This window comes from Parafrigoribacterium humi, from assembly GCF_040227205.1.
GTDB lineage: Bacteria > Actinomycetota > Actinomycetes > Actinomycetales > Microbacteriaceae > Parafrigoribacterium_A > Parafrigoribacterium_A humi.
Window position 1 is genome coordinate 82,448 of sequence record NZ_JBELOA010000004.1, and the last position, 19,239, is coordinate 101,686.

Consider the following 19,239-nt stretch of genomic DNA (forward strand, 5'->3'; position numbering starts at 1 on the left):
CTATTTACACTGTGTACCGTGGCTGACATGGATGACCTGGATCGACGGTTGATCGCCGAACTTCGGGTGGACGGGCGCGAGCCCATCGCGAGCCTCGCCCACCGCCTCGGCGTCACGAGGGCGACGATCAACAGCAGGCTCCGCCGGCTCGTCGCCGACGGGGTCGTGCTCGGCTTCACGGTGCGGGTCCGCGACGAGATCGAGACGGATGCCGTGCGCGCGGTCGCGTTCATCGAGGTCGAGGGGCGCTCCACCAACGAGGTCATCCGCAAGCTCCGCGGCTTCCCGGAGGTGCACTCGCTGCACACGACCAACGGTGGCTGGGACCTCGTGGCCGAACTGCGCACGGAGTCGCTGCCCAGTTTCGACCGACTGCTGGGGCGCATCCGCTCGATCGACGGAGTTGTCAACAGCGAGACGAGCCTGCTGCTGAGCTCCGTGCTGCGTTAGATCTGTCTCAGAGCTCTGACTTACTCACCCGGAGTCCGTTGCCGTCGTCCTGCAGCCCGACGAGCACGGTGTCCCCATCGACAACGTCTCCGGCGAGCAGGGCGCGCGCGAGCTTGTCGTCGATCTCGGTCTGCATGAGGCGCCGCAGCGGCCGCGCGCCATAGATCGGGTCGTAACCGCGTTCGGCGAGCCAAGTGCGGGCATCCGGGGTCACCGCGAGGTCGAGCCTGCGACTCTCGAGGCGCAGCGACAGCCGGTCGATGTAGAGCTCCACGATCTGGCTCAGGTCTTCGACGGAGAGCGGCGAGAAGATCACGATGTCGTCGAGCCGGTTCACGAACTCGGGCTTGAAGGTCTGGCGCACGAGCGCGCCCACCGCCGCCTCCTTCTCGTTCTGGTCGAGGGAGGCATCCACCAGGAACTGGCTGCCGAGGTTCGAGGTGAGCACGAGGATGACGTTGCGGAAGTCCACGGTGCGGCCCTGGCCATCCGTGAGCCTGCCGTCGTCGAGCACCTGCAGCAGCACGTCGAAGACCTCGGGGTGCGCCTTCTCCACCTCGTCCATGAGCACGACGGAGTACGGCCGACGGCGCACGGCCTCGGTGAGTTGGCCACCCTGCTCGTAGCCGATGTAGCCGGGAGGGGCGCCGAGCAGTCGCGCGACGGAGTGCTTCTCGCCGTACTCGCTCATGTCGATGCGGATCATCGCCCGCTCGTCGTCGAAGAGGAACTCGGCGAGCGCCTTCGCGAGCTCGGTCTTGCCGACGCCGGTGGGGCCGAGGAAGAGGAACGAGCCCGTGGGGCGATCGGGGTCGGAGACGCCCGCGCGCGAGCGTCGCACGGCATCCGCGACAGCCGCGACCGCGCGCTTCTGACCGACCAGGCGCTTGCCCAGTTCGCCCTCGAGGTTCAGCAGCTTCTCGGTCTCGCCCTGGGTGAGGCGATCGACAGGGATGCCCGTCCACATCGCCACGACCGCGGCGATGTCGTCTTCTGTGACCTGGTCGTTGACCATCCGCGGGCCGTTCTGCTCCATCGATTCGGCCTCGGCGATGGCCTTCTCGATGGCGGGGATCGTCTCGTAGTTGACCTTGGATGCGGCCTGGTAGTCGCCCTCGCGCATTGCCTTGTCGAGATCGATGCGCGCGGCATTCAGCCGGGTCTTCAGCTCGCCGACGCCGGTGAGGGATGACTTCTCGGCCTTCCAGCGCTTCTCCAGTTCGTCGAGCGCCTCCTGCCTCTCGGCCAGGTCTTCGCGCAGCTTCTCGAGCCGCACCTTGGAGGCGTCGTCCTTCTCCTTCTTGAGGGCGAGCTCCTCGATCTTCAACCGATCGACGGCGCGCTTGAGCTCATCGATCTCCACGGGAGAGGAATCGATCTCCATCTTCAGGCGACTGGCGGCCTCGTCGACGAGGTCGATGGCCTTGTCCGGCAGTTGGCGGCCGGTGATGTAGCGATTGCTGAGGGATGCGGCGGCCACGAGCGCGGAGTCGGCGATCGTCACCTTGTGGTGGGCTTCGTAACGCTCCTTGAGCCCGCGCAGGATGGCAATGGTGTCTTCGACGCTCGGCTCACCCACGAACACCTGCTGGAAGCGGCGCTCGAGCGCGGCATCCTTCTCGATGTACTGGCGGTATTCGTCGAGGGTGGTCGCACCGATCAGGCGCAGCTCGCCTCGTGCGAGCATCGGCTTGAGCATGTTGGATGCCGCGACGGAACCTTCGCCTGCACCCGCACCCATGAGGGTGTGCAGCTCGTCCACGAAGGTGATGATCTCGCCGTCGGCGTCATTGATCTCCTTGAGCACCGCCTTGAGGCGTTCCTCGAACTCACCGCGATACTTGGCACCGGCGACGAGCGCCGCGAGGTCGAGGCTCACGAGGCGCTTGCCCTTGAGCGAGTCCGCGACATCCCCCGCGACGATGCGCTGGGCGAGACCCTCGACGACGGCCGTCTTGCCGACGCCGGGCTCGCCGATGAGCACGGGGTTGTTCTTGGTGCGGCGGGTGAGCACCTGGCTCACGCGGCGGATCTCGGCATCCCGCCCGATGACCGGGTCGAGCTTGCCCGTGCGGGCGATCTCGGTGAGATCGACCCCGTAGCTTTCGAGGGCAGTCTTCTGCTTTTCGTCGCTGGCAGGGGCACCCTGCATGTTTGCCATCTAGTACGCTCCTGAAACCTGAGTCTTGGTGGCTCAAGTTTATAGGCACACCTCACCTGATGTCACTAGTTTCGCCCACAACGAACGCCCTGTCGCACCCCGCTGAGGTCTGGCGATCTGCTCTTCCCGCCGCTCCGGAAGAGCAGATCGCCAGACCTCAGCGGCAGGGGTTGCCGAAGTCGTAGGCTCGGGTGGTGAGCGATGGGGTTGCCGTTATCCGGAGGGCGATGGCGGATGCGGCGCGACAGCTCGAAGACGCGGGAGCGAAGGACGAGTTGCTCGCCGATCTCACCCAACGGAGACGTCTTCTCGGCCTCGCCCGGCCGCCGATCTTCGTTCTACGTGGTCGCGTCTGGCGGCTTGGAGTGCTCTTGCTGAGCCACGACCAGGCGATGTACGCCACCGGCACGATCACGCGCGCGACCGACACCGGCAGGCCCACCTACCAGTCGGCATCGGTCGAGGAACGGCGCGAATACCGAGCGACGGCCGTCAGGAGCGGGTTACCGATGGGCGAGACAGTGAACTTCGATGCCCCGCCCATTGAGCTGGATGCTGCTGCACTTGGCCAGACAGATGGCCCGCTTTTTCTGCGCGACGACCTGCCCCTCGTGCGCTGGAGCCACACCTCTGGCGACGCCTCCGCCATGCCGCTTGAGGACTATCTCCGCGACAGGGTGGAACTCCTCGTACATCCGCCCGAGGGCGCCTGAGCGTCAGTACTCGTTCGCAATGAACAACTCCTGCGCGGGGAAGCGGGTGAGGATCTCGGTGCCGTACTCCGTCACCACGACCTCTTCCTCGATTCGCGCCGCCGAGATCCCGTCGGAGGCGGGGCAGTAGGTCTCCATCGCGAACACCATGCCCGGCTTGATCTCCACCGGATCCTTCATGGAGTTCAGCCGCGAGATGATCGGCCGTTCGTGCAGGCCGAGCCCGAGCCCGTGCGCAAACTGCAGGCCGAAGGCCGCGAGCTCGTTGTCGAAGCCGAAGTCCTGTGCCCTGGGCAACACGGCAGCGACCTGGTCCGAGCCCACGCCGGGCTTGATCACGTCGAGCGCGGAGTCCATCCACTCCCTCGCCTGCTTGTAGGCGTCGCGCTGCGACTCCGTGGCCCAGCCGACCCCGAAGGTTCGGTAGTAGCAGGTGCGATAGCCATTGAAGGAGTGGATGATGTCGAAGAACGCCTGGTCTCCCGGCCGGATGATCCGGTCGGTGAAATTGTGCGGATGCGGGTTGCAGCGCTCGCCGGAGATCGCGTTGATCGCCTCGACCTGGTCGCTTCCGTACTCGTACAACCGGGCGTTCGCGAGCGCGACGATCTCGTTCTCCCGCACCCCGGGCTTGAGCGCATCGACGATGTCCTGATAGACGCCATCGACCATCGCCGCCGCCTGGCCCAGCAGCATGATCTCGTCCTGGTTCTTGATCACCCGGGCGTCCAGCATCGCCTGCTGTGCATCCGCGACCGCGAGTCCCTGCCGTTGCATCTCGAACAGGAAGGTCGGTTCCACGATGTCCAGGCCCACCGGCGCGTCCGCGAGGCCGTTCTCCACGAGCAGTGACCTGATCTCCGCGACCGCATCGACCATGAGGCCCGCGCCGCCGGAGGGGTCGACCGCACCCCTGAATCCGAGGAAGCCCGCACGATAGTTCTCGTCCGGCACCCAGTCGGAATAGAGCTTGTGGTGCTTCACGGCGGAGCCGAAGTCCCACAGGATCGGCTCCTGCCCGCGCATGATCAGTGCGTAGCGGATCATCTTGTCGCCGAGCGCGCCACCGATCCAGGTCTGGGTCGTGTAGCGGATGTTGTAGAAGTCGAAGAGCAGGAACGCGCCGCACTCACTCGCCTCGAGCGCCGCCTTCGCGCGACCGAGCCGGTACTGTCTGAGCCGCTCGAAATCGACGCGATGCTCGTAATCGACAGCGACCTGGCCGGGTACGCCGAGCGGGCGGACGCCGAGCGGGCGCTGCGACGGCCGCTCGAACATCCTGCTCGGCTTGTACTCCTGGTGATTGTGACTCATCATTCCTCCGGGTCGAGTCCATCGTCGAACGGCACATTCTCGGGTTCGATCGCCATGCCTGAGTGCTTCGCCCAGCTCATGATGAGCGAGGCGAAGTCCTGCTCGGTGTTGCCGTCGCCCACCTCGCTCGCCACGATCATCCGGGTCAGTCCGGCGATCGGCATGACGACGCCGAGTTCGTGCGCGGCCTGGAGCCCGAGATCGAGATCCTTCTGCAGGAGCACCGGCGTGAAGGTGGGCTTGAAGTCCAGGTTCACGAGGGCGGGCGACTTGTACTTCGTGTACGGGGAGCCCATCACCGAGTCGTTGAGGAAGGCGAGGAAGTCGCTACGCTTCACGCCGGATTTCTCGGCGAGCAGGGTGATCTCGACGACAGACTGGATGACGACCCCGAGGAACACGTTGTGCGCGATCTTCACGATGCGGGCGAGTTCGCCGTCTCCAACGTAGGTGACCCCCCGGCCCCAGGTCTGCAGGAGTGGCAGGGCCGTGTCGTAGACTTCCCGAGGTCCGGAAACTGCAACGGTGAGCTTGCCCGCGGCAATGACCTTGGGGTTGCCGGACACCGGCGTGGCGAGAAAGCCGACGCCGCGCTCGGTCGCAGCCGCACGGATCTGCTCGCTCGCCTGGCTGTCGACGGTCGAGGAGTCTCCGATGACCTTCGGTGCGGTCGACGGGTCGGTGAGCAGGCCGCCGTCGCCCAGCATGACGTGCTCGAGGTCCTTGCCAGTGGACACCATGCTGAACACGATGTCGCGGCCAGCGAGCTCGATCGGTGAGTCAACGATCGTCGCGCCGAACTCGGCCAGCGGTTCCGCTTTTGCCTTCGTCCGGTTGTAGACGGCGACGTCGTAGCCGGCACGAAGCAGGCGCTTCGCGAGTTGAAAACCCATCCGTCCGGTGCCGATCCAGCCAACGGTGGGGAGAGAATTGTCGGTCATGCTGTCATCCTTTCAAGCACAATGCAATCGGTTGTAGTCTACAGCGTGCCGAGGTTCCGACCACCGTTTGGGTAATTAGTCTGCTGGTACTGCTGCGATCGCCTGGATCTCCAGGCGCAGTCTGGCGTCGGTCGCGAGGCGCGTGACCTCGACCGTGGCGCTCGTGGGAATGTGGCCGCCGAACCACTCGCCTTGCACGCGGTTCACGACGTCCTGGTCATCCTCGACGTTCGTGAAGAAGCGCGTGAGGCTCACGACATCCGAGCGCTCCGCGCCGGCGGCACGCAGTGCCTGGTCGAGGTGCTCGAACAGGTTATGCACCTGGCCGTCGATGTCTCTCGGCACGGCGTCGAAGACCTCGGCGACGTGCGGATGATCGTGATAGACGGGGGCACCGGTCACCCCGCTGATGAAGACGAGCCGCGCGCCGGAGACCGAGCGGATCACCGGGACGAACGGGCTGCGAATGGCCTCGTCGTAACCCTCGTGGTGGATCACTTCTGAGGCGCCGCTGGGCACGCTCTGCGGCTGCGGTACGGCTGAGGTCATTTACGAAACTCCTTCGCTGAAGGGGGAGACCGCCCAGGTGAGACGACCTCCCATGATCGTGAGGCTGCTGCGGATGCCCGCCAGCTCGTCGTCCGTGCAGGCGAACGGATCGAGGGTCGGCACCATGAGGTCAGCGTCGTATCCCGGCAGCAACTTGCCGCGGTGATCGTCCTCGCCCGTGAACCACGCGCCGTCTGCCGAGTACGCGCGGAGCGCCTCCTCGCGGCTCATGAGGTGCTCGGGGGCCCGAACCCCCGTGCCATCGACGGACTCCCCGGTGACGAACCAGGCGATCGACGACCACGGTGAGAACCAGTTGGCCCGTGTCGCGTCCGTTCCCGCAGCAACGCGGATGCCCCTGGCCCGCAGTTCCGCGATCGGCTGTGCGGAGGCGGCCTCGCTTCGACCCCACCGCTCGACGTAGTCGCCGCCCTTGAGCACGTGGCGGTTCTGCACGAGAACGCCGAGCTCGAGCGCCGCGATCCGGTCGAGGTTGGCGGTGCTCGCGGCATCCGCGTGCACAATGGACCAGCGGTGGCCCTTCACGCCTCCGGTCTCGGCCTCGACCTGCTCCCAGGCGTCGAGCACGCGACCGACGGTGTCATCGAGCACAGCGTGCATCGACATGCGCCAGCCGCGCTGCGCGCACATCCGGCTGATCTCGATGAGTTCGGCAACGGAGTCGTCGCCCGCGTGGAATTCGTCCATTCCCTCGAGGTCGTGACAACCGAGGTGAATGACTTCGCCGACACCGGAGACCGTGACGATGTCGTCCCCGAAGTCGTGCTGCTGGTACTCGGTGTATGTGGCGTAGTTGTTGATCTCGTCGCCGCGTTCCCAGGCGGAGATGAAGAGTCGGAAGCGCAGCGCGAGCGCATTCTCACGCCAGAGATCGAAGAGCGGGGTGTAGTCCGACGGCTGGAAGAGCAGGCCACCGCCGTCATTGACACCGGTGAGTCCGTGAGAGGCGAATTCCCTTGCCATCGCGGCCGTTCCACGCTTCGCCTGCTCGCCGTCCACGGCGAGCGCGAGCAGCGTCGGGACCGTGAACGCACCCATGCCGAAGATCACTCCGGACGGCACGCCATCGGCGTCGCGCTCGAGCGAGCCTCGCGCCGGGTCCTGTGCCGTCGCACCCGTCCAGCCGCAGGCCTCGAGACCGGTCGCGTTGAGCACGCCGACGTCGTAGGTCTCCTGAACGTAGACGGGGTGCCGAGGCGCTGCGGCGGTGAGCTCCGCCGCTGTCGGAATGCGCCCCTCGGCAAACTGCCGCCGGTGCCATCCCCCGATGACCGGAATCCATTTCCCCTCGGGAATCTCGGCCGCCCGCGCGCGGATCATCGCGAGCGCCTCCGGCAGGGTACGAACACCATCCCAGTGCACGGAGACGAGCCAGCTGACACCACCGCGCACCGCGTGGATGTGAGAGTCGATGAGGCCGGGGATGACCCTGCGCCCGCCCAGGTCGATGACTCGGGCCGCCTGGGAGGCGTAACGCGCTAGCTCGTCATCCGATCCGATGGCGAGCACCCGACCGCCCACGACTGCGAGGCTCTGCACCTCTGCACTGCCCTCGCCCGGCGAGGCGAGCGTCGTGATCCGACCACCGGTCAACAGCAGGTCGACCGCGGCAGGCGTGTGCTGGGAGGTCATGCTGTTGCTCCGTTCCTTAGTCGATTGTGGGTTGGTCTGTGGATGGGGCGGGCCTAGACGCCCAGGTAGCGTTCGAGTGTCGTCGGATCGCCCCGAAGCTCGGCCGGGGTGCCGGTCCAGGGAATCTCGCCGCCGTCGATGATCACGATGCGATCGGCCATGTCGAGGGCGAGGTCGACGTTCTGCTCCGCGATGAGCACGGAGAGGCCCGTTCCGCGAAGGCCGGCGATCCGATCCTGAATGACATCGAGCACGGTCGGCGCAAGACCTTCGCTCGGCTCGTCCATGACCAGCAGGGACGGGTTGGTCATCAGTGCGCGACCGATTGCGAGCATCTGCTGCTCTCCACCCGAGAGCGATTTCGCGAACGATTTCTGGCGCTCGGCCAGTCGCGGAAAGAAGTCGAAGAGTCGCTCGACCGTCCACGGCTCTCCCGTGGTCGGCTTGCGCTTGCGCACCGCGGAGAGATGCTCAAGCACCGTGAGCGAACCGAAGATACGGCGCCCCTGTGGAATGATCGCGATTCCCGCCCGGTTGATCTGGAAGCTCGAGCGCTTCGTGATGTCAACGCCGTCGTAGGAGATGGTCCCCGCGGTCGTCACCGGCGGGTGCAGGCCGCAGATCGAGCGCACGAGCGTGGTCTTACCCATGCCGTTGCGCCCGAGCAGGGCGACCGTCTCATCCGCAGAGACCGTCAGGTCGATTCCACGCAGAACCTGGGCCCCCGCGTAGCCGACGTGCAGTCCGGTCACTTCAAGAGTCACTGTTTGTCCCGCCTTCCGAGATAGATCTCGCGCACCGTCTCGTTGCTTCGGACCTCATCCGGCGTTCCGGTGATGACGTGCCTGCCGTTCTCCATGCACATCACGCGATCGGTGAGCCCGAGCGCGAGCGACATGTCGTGCTCGATCAGGAGGATGGGCATGGTGCGGGGAAGATCGGTGATCAGCTGCTTGAGAGTGGCCCGCTCTGCCGGCGAGAGGCCTGCCGCGGGCTCATCGAGAAGAAGGATGTTGGGCTCGCCCACAAGCGCCATGGCGATTTCGAGCTGGCGCTGCTCGCCGTGCGAGAGGTCGGAGACGACGTCGATCGCACGGGTCTCGAGACCGACCCTGGCGAGCGCGTCGAATGCGCGGGCGGTCACCTCGTCCTGCGAGCGCTGCGGCCACCAGAACACGCGAGCACTGCTCGCACCGCCGCGACCGGCGACCCGCACGTTGTCGAGCACGGTCATGTCGCGGAAGAGATTGGAGATCTGGAAGGTGCGGCCAACGCCCATCCGCGCTCTCCGGGCGGCTCCTAACCTCGTGACATCCCGATCGAAGAGTTCGATCGTGCCAGAGGTCGGCAGTACGTCGCCGGCGATCATCTTGAACAGTGTTGTCTTGCCTGCACCGTTCGGGCCGATGACACCGATCCGCTCCCCGGCGTGGAGCGTGAGCGAGATGTTGTCGACCGCCTGGATGCCGCCGTACTGCTTGCCGACACCGTCGATTGTGAGCACGGGGGCTCCGGCCCCGGACCCGCGTGGGTCCGGAGCCTTCGCCGTTTCCGTGGTGTTCGTCATCAGCCTTGGAACGAGTTCGTGTACGGCTGATCCTTGTCCCGGGTGATGATCGACTGCTCATCCTTGCCCAGGTACTGCGACACGTTGTCGTATTCCTTGATGACGTCGTTGTAGAGCTTGCCGTCAGCGTGACGCTTGACCTCGCGGATGTAGACCGGTCCGAGCATGTTGTTGCCCTTCTCCCACGAGACCTTGCCGAAGATGCTGTCGTCGAACTTGAACTTCGTGATACTCGAAACAAGGTCGGCCCCAACCTGCAGGCCCTTTTCCTTGAGCACCTGCGAGACCAGGTCTGCCGTCATGTAGCCACCGGCGATGTACGCGCCGGGGATGACGCCTGTCGCCTCGGTGTACTTCTTGACGAAGGCCTGGGTGGCGGGGTGTTCCGCACCCTCGGCCCAGTAGCTGACCGACTTGACTCCGAGAATCTTGTCGCCGTTGCCCGCCTTGTCCAGCGACACCAGGGTGCCCTGGTCCAGTGCGCAGCAGTTGAGCAGCAGTTTGCTCATGTCACCGCCGGCGCTGGAGTACGCGTTCAGGAAGGCCGGGCCAGGAGCCCCGCCCGCGGTCGCGACGTAGATCATGTCGGCGTTCAGTGCCTGCAGCTGCGACACGTAGGACGAGAAGTCCGTGGTGCCGTTGGGAGCCCAGAGCTGCTTGACGATCTTGCCGCCCTCGGCCTCAAAACCCTGCTTGAAGCCAGCGCACGACTCCCAGCCGAACGAGTAGTCGGAGCAGAGGGTGACCGCGGTCTTCGCGTCGCCCGCAGTCGCAGCCCACTCCCCACCGGGGTAGTTCGCCTGCGTGCCACCCATCGAGCTCGTGCGCACGGTGAGGTCGTTCGCACCGCTGAGCGTCAGGTTGTTCGATGCGGCGACGGGCTCGAGGTTCGGAATGCCCTGGCTGAAGGTGTACGCGGCAACCGCGGATGCGGTGTTTGCGATCAGCGGACCGACGACGATGTCGACACCATCCTGTTCGACGAGCTGCTTCGCCTTCGACAGTGACTGGTTCACATCTCCGGTGTCGTCCTCATAGGTGGTCTCGACCGTGATGTTGCCTGCCTTGTTCTTGGCCTGGTCCCAGAAGAACTTCCAGCCGTCTTCCATCTGCTGGCCGGCGACGGCGAACACACCGCTCGTCGGGGAGATGAATCCGACCTTCAACGTTCCAGACTTCGCCGGAGTTCCGGAGTCCGACTTGGACCCACCACCTCCGGGAGGGGCGCATGCCGCGAGTGTGAGTGCTGCGGCGATGGCGAGCCCTGCGACCGCGAACGAGCGACCGCGAACTGACATCTTCCTTGACATCATGCTGTTTCCTTTCATCAGGTGTGACTGACATTCGACGCGGATGCGCCTGCCTCTGGGGTACCCCGGTCGGCGTCGCGACGAGCGCGCCTCCGGCGGATTCGATTGCTGAGCTTTGCGATGCTGCCGACCAGGCCTTCCCTGGCCAGCAGGATGACGACGATGAAGACGATGCCGAGCAGCGTCTGCCACCGGTCGACGTAGCTGGAGACCGTGAACTTCACGAGGATGACGATCGCGGCACCGACGAGCGGCCCGAGCAGAGTGCCGACACCACCGAGAATCACCATCACGATGAGCAGGATCGAGGTCTCGACGTTCACGCTGTCCGGACTCACCGATTGCGTGTTCCAGGCTCCGAGCACTCCCGAGATGCCCGCGACGAATCCGGAGATCATGAAGGCGGCGACCTTGTATCCAGAAACGGAGTAGCCGAGGCTACGCATCCGGTCCTCGTTGTCACGCACACCGCGCAGGCTCGCGCCGAATGGCGAGCGCGCGACAACCCAGAGCACGAGTGTCGTGATGATCAGGAGCGCAAGAACCAGGTAGTAGAAGATCCACCAGTTATCTCTCGCGTTGATCCACTCGGGGCGCTGCAGCAGCAGGCCGTTGTCACCGCCGGTGACGCTCGACATGCGGAAGGCGAGCCCGTAGATGAGCATGCCGATCGCGAGCGTCACCATCAGGAAGTAGATCCCGGAGGTGCGCATCGTCAGCACTCCGTAGATGAACGAGACCGCGAGCGTGAGCACGATGGCGAGCACGATCGACAGCCCGGTGTCCCATCCCTGGTGGTATGCCCACGCGATGCCATAGCTGGCCGTGCCTGCGATGGCGCCATGGCCAAGCGAGGCGAGCCCCGCTTCACCCACGAGAAAGCTGACACTGGCCGCGGCCATCGCGGCGATGAGGATGGTTGTCGTCTGGCCGATCTGGAACTTGGTCAGGCCGAGATACGGCAGTGCGATGAACAGGGCCACGACGACCACGAGCGCCACACCCTGGGCGAGACGTGTGCCGCGCCCGCCACCGCGGCCGGAGATCGTCGGAATCAGCCCGGTCGCCGCGCGGACGACGGGGGTGGTGCGAGTCAGTGGGTTGCTCATGATTTCTTCCCGAACAGTCCGGTGGGCTTGATGACGAGGACGAGCGCCATCGGGAGGAAGATCGTGAAGTACGACAGCTCGGGAATCCACACCTTGGCGAAGACATCGATGAGTCCGATGAGGATCGCGCCGACCGCCGCGCCCGACACGCTGCCGAGTCCGCCGACGATGATCACGACGAGTGCCTTGAGCAGCACCTCGTTGCCTCCGGACGGCAGGATGCTCGTGATCCCCGAATCCAGGACGCCGCCGATGGCCGCGAGTGCCGCGCCGACGATGAACATGCCCGTGAACACCCAGCGGATGTTGATCCCCATCGCGGAGATGATCTCGCGATCGTCGACGCCGGCACGCACGATCGCGCCGACGCGAGTCTTGTTCTGCACGATGGCCAGCGCGATGCCGATCACGAGCGCGATCGCCATGACGAGCACCTTGTACCAGGGGAACGATGCTGACCCGATAGCGAAGCCGCCCTCAGGCATCGCCCTGGCCGAGAGGTTCTCCGGGTTGCCCCCAAAGATCCAGAGGCACACATCGCCGACGACGAACGCGATGCCCAGCGTCAGAAGCACCTCGGGCAATTCCTGCCCGCGCACAGCGCGAAGCAGGCCGAACTCCGTGATGAGCGCGATGACGGCGACCACGACGACCGCCGAGAGAAGCGCGAGGAAGAGGTTTCCCGTGAGCGCCGAGATCGCGATGCCGACGTAGGCGCCGATGATGTAGAACGCGCCGTGCGCCATGTTGACGATGCGCATGAGCCCGAAGACGAGCGTCAACCCGCTGGCCAGCAAGAAGAAGACCGCAGCCTCACTGAGACCGTTCAGCGCCTGCTGCGCTATGAACACCGGATCTAGCACTGTGGTTTCTGAGCCTTCCGCAACGTTGGGGACGAGCTTGTGAGATACGAGTTACAGCTTTGCAATCGGTTGTACGAATGTCAATCGCTGTGCAGTCTGATTGATCACAATACGGCAACAGTTCAGTTCTGCTCAACGACACTGTATCGCGCCCGGCCGATGGCACCGCTGATCGCGAACACGACGGATGCCAGAACGGCGACCGCGAACAGCGCGGGGAAATTGTTGTGATCCACCGCTGCCTGCCCGAGAGCCGCGCCGATCGAGCCGCCCAGCATGAGCGAGATCGAGAAGAAGGTGAGGCCCATAGAGCGCGCCGGTGTTGCGGCATCCGTGATCCAGGTCTGGAGTGTCGTGTGGGCGAGCGCCCAGGCGATGCCCATCATCGACGCTCCGACGAGAACGGAGATCGGCGTGATCCAGAGTGCGATGACGGTGAATGCGCCAACCGCGAAGGCACCGCCCGAGAACATGAACACCCAGGGCTTCAGCCGAGGTACGAGGGGTTTCATTCCCTGGCTCACCACGACCACGGCGACACCGAAGCCCGCAGTCACCAGCCCAGAGACGAAGACACCCTCACCGGTCTGCTGCAGCGCCTGGGGCAGGAAGTTGTAGATGCCGATGAGCAGCGTGCCCTCGAGGATCGTGAATGCGTACAGGCCGAGCATCCACGGGCTCCGCACGATCCGCCCGAGCTGCGGGATGATGCGCTCGTCGCCGCTGTGGTCCGGCTCGGGAAGCTGGGCGAGGATGACGGTCAACACAGCGCTGACGACGGCGAACCCGGCAAAGACCCAGCGCCAGGATGCCCACTCTGTGATGGCCCCAGCGACGAGGCTGCCGAGGCCCAGGCCGAGGGCCGCTGCCGTCGCGAGGTTCGACATCGCGGCCGGGCGACGTGCGGCCGGGAGCGTGTCTCCGAAGTACACGAGCACGGCGGAGAAGGTGGCCGCCCAAGCACCACCAGACACGATGCGCGCCGTGATGAAGAGCGGGAGAGTGGGTGCCGCCGCGCTCGCCACCGCGGCCAGGGTGCCGATCGCGGCGGATACCCACAGGACCTTGACGCGACCCCATCGCATCTGTAGCGGCCCCCAGACGAGCTGGAGCACCGAGTATGCAAGTGCGTAGCCGGTTATCGACCAGCCGGTGACGGCCGCTTCTGCCTGAAAGTCGGATGCGAGCGTTGCGATCATGGGGAGGGCGAGCGCCCGGTCGATCGTCGACCAGAAGATCGCGAAGGGAAGCACGATCGCCGGACCGAGCCAGCGCGCTTTCACCGGCGTCAGCGGCATCCGGGTCAGCCCAGGTGATTCTGTGGCAGCGGCGCGGTCTGCGTCTGGAGTTTGTCGTCCAGGTAGTCCCAATCGCGCGCGAAACGGTAGGCATGACGCGGAGGCATCTGCGGCGCCTGCGTCTCGAGCCAGCGCACCTGGCTGCCCGTTGCAGCGAAGGAATGAACGCATCCGACGCCCGCCCACGCGAAGTCTCCGGGGCCGAGCAGCACTTCCTCGCCGTCGAAGGTCGCGAGGACCTCGCCGTCGAGAACCAGGTAGGCCTCTTCGAGCGGATGATCGTGCGCACCGGCTTTGCCGTCCGGCTCGTACTGCACCATGAACATCGTGGACAGCGACGCACCGAGATCCGAGTCGACCATCATCTTGAGCGAGATTCCGCTGTACACGAGCAGGGCCGTGCGCATGCTCGCCGACACCGCGAGGAGCTCCTGGGATTGGCGCCCCGGGTTCATCTGCTCCGCCGTGACGGTGCCGAAGGATCTCGTGCGCGGGTCGCGGGTGTCGACCGTCACGGGGTCGAGGTGGGGAAGTTCGGCGACCTGGAAGGTGTCGCTGTCGTGCCGGGCGCGGGCGGGCGGCGTGATGAGGTCGGCGATCTCCGCGACCTCGCTTCCCGATCCCCTCCAGCGATGCGGAACGGCGATCGGGATGATGCCGTAGTCGCCCGCGACGAGTCGCACCGTCGCCTCGGGGGTCGCGAGCACGACCTCTCCCCGCAGCACGTGGAAGCTGTACTCGAACGAGTGCACGTGAGTCGCACTGCGACCATCCGGCTCGATTCTCAGGACGCCGAAGTCCGAGTGCGCGGCCCCGTCGTCTTCACCGACGCATCGCCAGCGGGTGATTCCGACCGCGCCCGGGATGAGCGGCCCGGGGGCACGGTACTCCGCGTCGGCGGCACGACGAACGACGAATCCGGACATGAGGCTGCCTCCTTGCAAACGATTGCCTCATGCTAGTCGAACCGTTCAGTCTAGATGTACAAATTCTTCTATTTGGTGCGCGTGCGCTCAGGCTGGCGCTGGCCCCGTCGAGCCGCGCACGATGAGCGAAACAGGCAGGCGAACCGTGACCGGTTCCTGCACCCTGTTCTCGATCGCCTCGAGCAGGATGCGCGCGGCCTCGGTTCCCATCTCCAGCATCGGCACGTGCACGGTCGTCAGCGGCGGGTTCGAGTCCTGGGCGAATTCGATGTCATTGAATCCGACGACCGACACATCATTCGGGCAGCTCAGGCCGTGCGAGCGCAGGCTTCTCAGCACTCCGAGCGCGACGAGGTCGTTGCCGGCAATGACCGCCGTTGGGCGAGCGCGTCTCTCGGTGAGCACCCTGTCCATCGTCTGGTTGCCCGCCTCGACCGAGAGCGCCGCTGCTTCGACGACCGTTCCCGAGACACCCTTGGTGGAACTGCACGCCGCCCTGAACGCATCGGCGCGAGTGCCACTGGTGGAGAAGTCCGCGGGGCCCGCGATGTGCAGGATCCGTCGATGACCGAGCTCCGCGAGGTGCGTGACCGCGGCCGCGATGCCCGTGGCGTCGTTGCCGGTGACGAGGGGGTAAGGAAGGCCACCGGCATCCCGGTTGAGCATGACGGCAAAGACGCCCGCCTCGTGCGCGTCGGTCAACGCAGAGCTGTACAGCGACCCCGACGCGACGACCAACCCGTCGACCCGACGGCCCAGCAGGGAGTCGAGGGAGGCCCGCTCGATCACCTCCGAGTCATCGGTGTTCGCGAGCAGGGCCGTGTAGCCGCGCGGTTGGAGGAAGTTCTCGATTCCCCTCACGATGGGCGGAAAGAACGGGTTCGTGAGATCCGGGATGATGACGCCGATCGTCATCGAATTGCTCGTGCGCAGGCCCCGCGCCATCGCGTTCGGCACGTAGCCGAGCGCCGCCGCGGCCTCCGCGACGCGGGCGGCGGTCTCCGCGTTCACCTGGTGACGGGTGCGAGCGTTGAGCGCGCGGGATACGGTCGCCTTGTGCACTCCCGCGCGGCTCGCGACATCGTCGATCGTCACGCGATGCAGAGGATCAATCACCGGGCGCTCCTTCTCGACGGACAGCACACCAAGGATACGGTCGAAGTCGATCGATCATCGCTGGTTTCGAGTGGAGACCGTGATCGTGAACTTCGCATTGCGCGCGACCTGGCGGGTTGGTCCGACGATGCGGGTGAGCGCCGGCCGATAGCCGAGGTGCGAGTTGAACACCGTCCAGAGCTCGCCGCCCGGGGCCAGCACCCTGGCCGCGTCGGTGAAGAGCCTGGGTGCAATCCCGGCGTGGACCGTGCTGCCGACGTGAAATGGCGGGTTGAGCAGGATCAGCTCCGCGGAGGCATCCGGCTGACTGGCAAGCCCGTCATCGCGCACGACGCGCACCCGGTCGGCGACGCCGTTGGCCTCCGTCGTCGCCCGGGCGGATGCCACCGCCGCGGCCGACTGGTCTGTTGCGGTCACCGAGATGCCCGGCCGCGCCATCGCGAGCGCGGAGGCGAGCACCCCTGTACCGCAGCCGAGGTCGATGGCGGATGCGGCATCCGGCTTCGCCTCGTGCAGAACACCGAGCAGAAAACGGGTGCCGATGTCGACGCGCGTCCCGGCGAAGGCACCGCCGTGGGCGCACACCCACAGGCCGAGATCCGCGTGGAACTCCCGCTGTGGCCACACCTGGGCGGGTCGAGTAGTGCGCTGGAGCTGTGAGGACCGCGCCAGCGATCCCGCGACGCCAGCGCCGACTGGGCCTGCGAAGTCGGTTGAAGGAGCCGTCGTATCGCGCACCGTCAACACCCGCGCCTTCTGCCGAGCGAGGCCCGGGTGCACCTCAACGAAGTACCGCGCGAGCACCTCGTTCATGGCGAGTGCGAGATGCTTGATCATGCCACCGGCATAGATGGTTACATCGGCGGCGGCGTGCTCGGCAATGAGTCCGGCGATCTCGTCGAGCGCATCGAGGCTGCGCGGCAGGCGCAGCAGAACCACATGCGCACCCCCCAGCAGCTCCGCGCCCAGCGGCATCGTCTGGAAGCTCTCGCCGAGCCCGAACCCTTCGGCATTGTGCGCGAGGGCCAGCTCTCCCGAGAGGGCGTCCTGGTGCACCCGAATGTCCGCGGCACCGTGCAGGGCGGCCGCACCGAGCGTGAGTGCACCGTAACTGTCGCCGACCACCGCGACCTCGCCGGGCGCGCTCGCCTTCACCGCCGCGGCGGCCTCATCCAGGATCAACCGATCCGCGGCATCCGCGGCGAACAGGTTGTCGGCCTCGACATCCGGCCAGCGCCCAAGCGCGTCGAACGAAAAGGAGGTCACCCAAGCAACGGTAGTGGGTGCCTGACAAGTGCTACCTCGCTCGCAGGCTCGCTCGGCGCTGGCGTCGCAGGATCGCTGGCGCGATCCTTATAGCTCCAGCGCGCCCACGCGGTACTGGGCACCCTTGTGCTCCTCGGGCAGGCGGTCCCCCTTGCCGTGCAGCTTGTTGCGCAGCGTGCCCTCGGTGTACTCGGTCTGGTACGCGCCGCGCGCCTGCAGCACGGGGATCACGAACTCGACGATGTCCTCGAAGGTACCGGGGGTGATGGCGTATGCGAGGTTGAAGCCGTCGACATCCGTCTCCTCCACCCACTCCTGCAGCTGGTCGGCGATCTGCTCGCCGCTGCCGATGATGAACGGGCCGAGGCCGCCGATGGCACCCTGGATGGCGATGTCGCGCACCGTCCACTGCTTGCCGTCTTCGCCACCCCTCTGCACGTTCGCGACAGCGGACTGGATGGCGTTGCTCTTGACGTTGCCGATCGGCTCGTCGAGGTCATAGGTCGACAGGTCGACGCCCATCCAGCCCGACATGAACACGAGCGCACCCTCGGGGCTCGCGTACTTGAGGTAGTCCTCGTACTTGGCGCGCGCCTTCTCCTCGGTGGAGTCGGTGATGATCGTGAGCAGGGTGTAGATCTTCGCGGAATAGCGGTCGCGCCCGGCGGCCTCGAGGGCATCCCGGATCTTCTTGACCGTGGCCTTGAGCCCGGACTTGGTGGAGTTGGCCACGAAGATCGCCTCGGCGTTGCCCGCCGCGAACTCGATGCCGCGGGGTGACGCCCCGGCCTGGTAGATCACGGGAGAACGCTGCGGCGACGGCTCGGAGATGTGGATGCCGGGCACGGTGAAGTTCTTGCCCTTGTGCCCGATCTCGTGCACCTTCTTCGGGTCGGTGAAGACGCCGGTCTCGCGGTTGCGCTCGACAGCGTCGTCTTCCCAGGACCCCTCCCACAGCTTGTAGAGCACCTCGAGGTACTCGTCGGCGTAGTCGTAGCGGTCGTCGTGCTCCATCTGGTCGTCGTGACCCATGTTGCGCGCGGCAGACGGCAGGTAGCCGGTGACGACGTTCCAGCCGATGCGGCCGTTCGTGAGGTGGTCGAGCGTCGACATGCGACGTGCGAAGGGATACGGGTGTTCGTACGCCGTTCCCGCTGTCACGCCGAAGCCGAGGTTCTCGGTGACGTAGGCCATGGCGGGGATCACAAGGAGCGGGTCTCCGACGGGAACCTGCGCACCGTGACGTATCGCGGCCTCGTTGTTGCCGCCGTACACGTCATAGGTGCCGAGCACATCCGCAATGAAGATGCCGTCGAACTTGCCGCGCTCGAGCAGCTTGGCGAGCTCGGTCCAGTAGCTGAGGTCTTTGTAGCGCCACGCCTGGTCGTCGGGATGACGCCACATTCCGGCGGACTGGTGGGCGACGCAGTTCATGTCGAAGGCGTTGAAGCGAATCTGTCTGGGCATGGTGCAATGGTGCCTCGGCGCCGCCGAGACGTCATCTCGGCACGAAACACGAGGTCACATAAGACGTGTGCCGCGGCTCGGGCGAGCTCAGCCCTGGTGCCAGGGCCAGCCGCGCGGGCGCCACACCACGAGCTGGTTGGAGCGCTGTGCTCTCGTTCCGGCCCTGAGCGAGATCACGTCGCCCGCAGAGCCTGCCGCGAACACCCGGGATCCCGGGCGCTGCAGGAGCTCGTCCGCGAGGGCCGCCTCGAGTTCATGCACGCGATCGGTCAGTTCGCTCACGCGATTCTCGAGTTGCAGGATGCGACGGATGCCCTCGAGGCTCACGCCCTCCGCGCTCAGCCGAGCGACCTCCCGCAGTTGCAGCACGTCGCGCATCGAATACCGGCGCGACTGTCCCGCCGTGCGCTTCGGGGACACCAGGCCGAGCCGGTCGTACTGCCTCAGGGTCTGCGGGTGCATGGCGGCGAGATCTGCGGCGACCGCGATCGCAAACAGGGGCGCATCCGCACTCAGCTCGTCGTTCATGGCTCGCC

The 19,239-nt window shown here is 65.9% G+C and carries 18 protein-coding genes; 2 read left to right on the top strand and 16 right to left on the bottom strand.

The features are described 5' to 3' along the window. Positions 1–27: 27 nt before the first annotated feature. Positions 28–450: an Lrp/AsnC family transcriptional regulator gene (locus ABUA28_RS08695; RefSeq protein ID WP_349903813.1), complete on the top strand. Its 423-nt coding sequence runs from the start codon at positions 28–30 to the stop codon at positions 448–450. 7 nt (positions 451–457) lie between these two features. Here ABUA28_RS08695 and ABUA28_RS08700 read toward each other — a convergent pair whose 3' ends face one another. Next, positions 458–2,611: an ATP-dependent Clp protease ATP-binding subunit gene (locus ABUA28_RS08700; RefSeq protein ID WP_349903651.1), complete on the bottom strand. Its 2,154-nt coding sequence runs from the start codon at positions 2,609–2,611 to the stop codon at positions 458–460. A gap of 194 nt (positions 2,612–2,805) precedes the next feature. Here ABUA28_RS08700 and ABUA28_RS08705 point away from each other — a divergent pair, with 194 nt between their 5' ends. After that, on the top strand, positions 2,806–3,324 hold the full coding sequence (locus ABUA28_RS08705; protein WP_349903652.1) for a hypothetical protein: 519 nt from the start codon (positions 2,806–2,808) through the stop codon (positions 3,322–3,324). A 3-nt stretch (positions 3,325–3,327) separates the two neighbouring features. Here ABUA28_RS08705 and ABUA28_RS08710 read toward each other — a convergent pair whose 3' ends face one another. From ABUA28_RS08710 to ABUA28_RS08780, 15 genes are all read right to left on the bottom strand, one after another. Further along, on the bottom strand, positions 3,328–4,638 hold the full coding sequence (locus tag ABUA28_RS08710) for a M24 family metallopeptidase (RefSeq protein WP_349903653.1): 1,311 nt from the start codon (positions 4,636–4,638) through the stop codon (positions 3,328–3,330). Further along, the gene (locus ABUA28_RS08715; RefSeq protein ID WP_349903654.1) at positions 4,638–5,579 is read right to left on the bottom strand and encodes an NAD(P)-dependent oxidoreductase; all 942 of its coding nucleotides are present in this window, start codon (positions 5,577–5,579) and stop codon (positions 4,638–4,640) included. The genes ABUA28_RS08710 and ABUA28_RS08715 overlap by 1 nt, the downstream gene beginning before the upstream one ends. A 75-nt stretch (positions 5,580–5,654) precedes the next feature. Beyond that, positions 5,655–6,128 carry a RidA family protein gene (locus tag ABUA28_RS08720; protein WP_349903655.1) on the bottom strand — a complete coding sequence of 158 codons (474 nt, stop codon included), beginning with the start codon at positions 6,126–6,128 and terminating at the stop codon, positions 5,655–5,657. Next, positions 6,129–7,781 (bottom strand): amidohydrolase, encoded by a 1,653-nt coding sequence (locus tag ABUA28_RS08725; RefSeq protein ID WP_349903656.1) that lies wholly within the window; start codon positions 7,779–7,781, stop codon positions 6,129–6,131. It abuts the gene before it with no gap. Between the two features lie 53 nt (positions 7,782–7,834). Continuing rightward, entirely contained in the window at positions 7,835–8,545 is a 711-nt protein-coding gene (locus tag ABUA28_RS08730) for an ABC transporter ATP-binding protein (RefSeq protein WP_349903657.1), read from the bottom strand. Further along, positions 8,542–9,348, bottom strand: a complete 807-nt coding sequence (locus ABUA28_RS08735; RefSeq protein WP_349903658.1) for an ABC transporter ATP-binding protein — start codon at positions 9,346–9,348, stop codon at positions 8,542–8,544. The genes ABUA28_RS08730 and ABUA28_RS08735 overlap by 4 nt, the downstream gene beginning before the upstream one ends. Next, positions 9,348–10,661 (bottom strand): ABC transporter substrate-binding protein, encoded by a 1,314-nt coding sequence (locus ABUA28_RS08740; RefSeq protein WP_349903659.1) that lies wholly within the window; start codon positions 10,659–10,661, stop codon positions 9,348–9,350. The genes ABUA28_RS08735 and ABUA28_RS08740 overlap by 1 nt, the downstream gene beginning before the upstream one ends. 14 nt (positions 10,662–10,675) lie before the next feature. Next, complete coding sequence (locus tag ABUA28_RS08745; protein WP_349903660.1) at positions 10,676–11,767, bottom strand: branched-chain amino acid ABC transporter permease; 1,092 nt, start codon at positions 11,765–11,767, stop codon at positions 10,676–10,678. Then, complete coding sequence (locus ABUA28_RS08750; protein ID WP_349903661.1) at positions 11,764–12,630, bottom strand: branched-chain amino acid ABC transporter permease; 867 nt, start codon at positions 12,628–12,630, stop codon at positions 11,764–11,766. The genes ABUA28_RS08745 and ABUA28_RS08750 overlap by 4 nt, the downstream gene beginning before the upstream one ends. 122 nt (positions 12,631–12,752) lie before the next feature. Continuing rightward, positions 12,753–13,928 (bottom strand): MFS transporter, encoded by a 1,176-nt coding sequence (locus ABUA28_RS08755; RefSeq protein ID WP_349903662.1) that lies wholly within the window; start codon positions 13,926–13,928, stop codon positions 12,753–12,755. 5 nt (positions 13,929–13,933) lie between these two features. Then, positions 13,934–14,854: a cupin domain-containing protein gene (locus ABUA28_RS08760; RefSeq protein WP_349903663.1), complete on the bottom strand. Its 921-nt coding sequence runs from the start codon at positions 14,852–14,854 to the stop codon at positions 13,934–13,936. Positions 14,855–14,941: 87 nt separating this feature from the next. Further along, positions 14,942–15,970 (bottom strand): LacI family DNA-binding transcriptional regulator, encoded by a 1,029-nt coding sequence (locus ABUA28_RS08765; protein ID WP_349903664.1) that lies wholly within the window; start codon positions 15,968–15,970, stop codon positions 14,942–14,944. A gap of 54 nt (positions 15,971–16,024) precedes the next feature. After that, positions 16,025–17,236, bottom strand: coding sequence for a class I SAM-dependent methyltransferase (locus ABUA28_RS08770; RefSeq protein WP_349903665.1), 1,212 nt, complete (start codon positions 17,234–17,236; stop codon positions 16,025–16,027). An 87-nt stretch (positions 17,237–17,323) separates the two neighbouring features. Beyond that, positions 17,324–18,703, bottom strand: a complete 1,380-nt coding sequence (locus ABUA28_RS08775) for an LLM class flavin-dependent oxidoreductase (RefSeq protein ID WP_349903666.1) — start codon at positions 18,701–18,703, stop codon at positions 17,324–17,326. An 87-nt stretch (positions 18,704–18,790) separates the two neighbouring features. Continuing rightward, the gene (locus tag ABUA28_RS08780) at positions 18,791–19,231 is read right to left on the bottom strand and encodes a heat shock protein transcriptional repressor HspR (protein WP_349903667.1); all 441 of its coding nucleotides are present in this window, start codon (positions 19,229–19,231) and stop codon (positions 18,791–18,793) included. Positions 19,232–19,239 lie beyond the last annotated feature (8 nt).

What these genes read in the sequence shown, in the direction of transcription:
- ABUA28_RS08775 (WP_349903666.1), bottom strand. Translation starts at nt 18,703, where the DNA reads ATGCCCAGACAGATTCGCTTCAACGCCTTCGACATGAACTGCGTCGCC.
- ABUA28_RS08695 (WP_349903813.1), top strand. Translation starts at nt 28, where the DNA reads ATGGATGACCTGGATCGACGGTTGATCGCCGAACTTCGGGTGGACGGG.
- ABUA28_RS08710 (WP_349903653.1), bottom strand. Translation starts at nt 4,638, where the DNA reads ATGAGTCACAATCACCAGGAGTACAAGCCGAGCAGGATGTTCGAGCGG.
- ABUA28_RS08700 (WP_349903651.1), bottom strand. Translation starts at nt 2,611, where the DNA reads ATGGCAAACATGCAGGGTGCCCCTGCCAGCGACGAAAAGCAGAAGACT.
- ABUA28_RS08745 (WP_349903660.1), bottom strand. Translation starts at nt 11,767, where the DNA reads ATGAGCAACCCACTGACTCGCACCACCCCCGTCGTCCGCGCGGCGACC.
- ABUA28_RS08715 (WP_349903654.1), bottom strand. Translation starts at nt 5,579, where the DNA reads ATGACCGACAATTCTCTCCCCACCGTTGGCTGGATCGGCACCGGACGG.
- ABUA28_RS08725 (WP_349903656.1), bottom strand. Translation starts at nt 7,781, where the DNA reads ATGACCTCCCAGCACACGCCTGCCGCGGTCGACCTGCTGTTGACCGGT.
- ABUA28_RS08755 (WP_349903662.1), bottom strand. Translation starts at nt 13,928, where the DNA reads ATGCCGCTGACGCCGGTGAAAGCGCGCTGGCTCGGTCCGGCGATCGTG.
- ABUA28_RS08760 (WP_349903663.1), bottom strand. Translation starts at nt 14,854, where the DNA reads ATGTCCGGATTCGTCGTTCGTCGTGCCGCCGACGCGGAGTACCGTGCC.
- ABUA28_RS08735 (WP_349903658.1), bottom strand. Translation starts at nt 9,348, where the DNA reads ATGACGAACACCACGGAAACGGCGAAGGCTCCGGACCCACGCGGGTCC.
- ABUA28_RS08720 (WP_349903655.1), bottom strand. Translation starts at nt 6,128, where the DNA reads ATGACCTCAGCCGTACCGCAGCCGCAGAGCGTGCCCAGCGGCGCCTCA.
- ABUA28_RS08740 (WP_349903659.1), bottom strand. Translation starts at nt 10,661, where the DNA reads ATGATGTCAAGGAAGATGTCAGTTCGCGGTCGCTCGTTCGCGGTCGCA.
- ABUA28_RS08780 (WP_349903667.1), bottom strand. Translation starts at nt 19,231, where the DNA reads ATGAACGACGAGCTGAGTGCGGATGCGCCCCTGTTTGCGATCGCGGTC.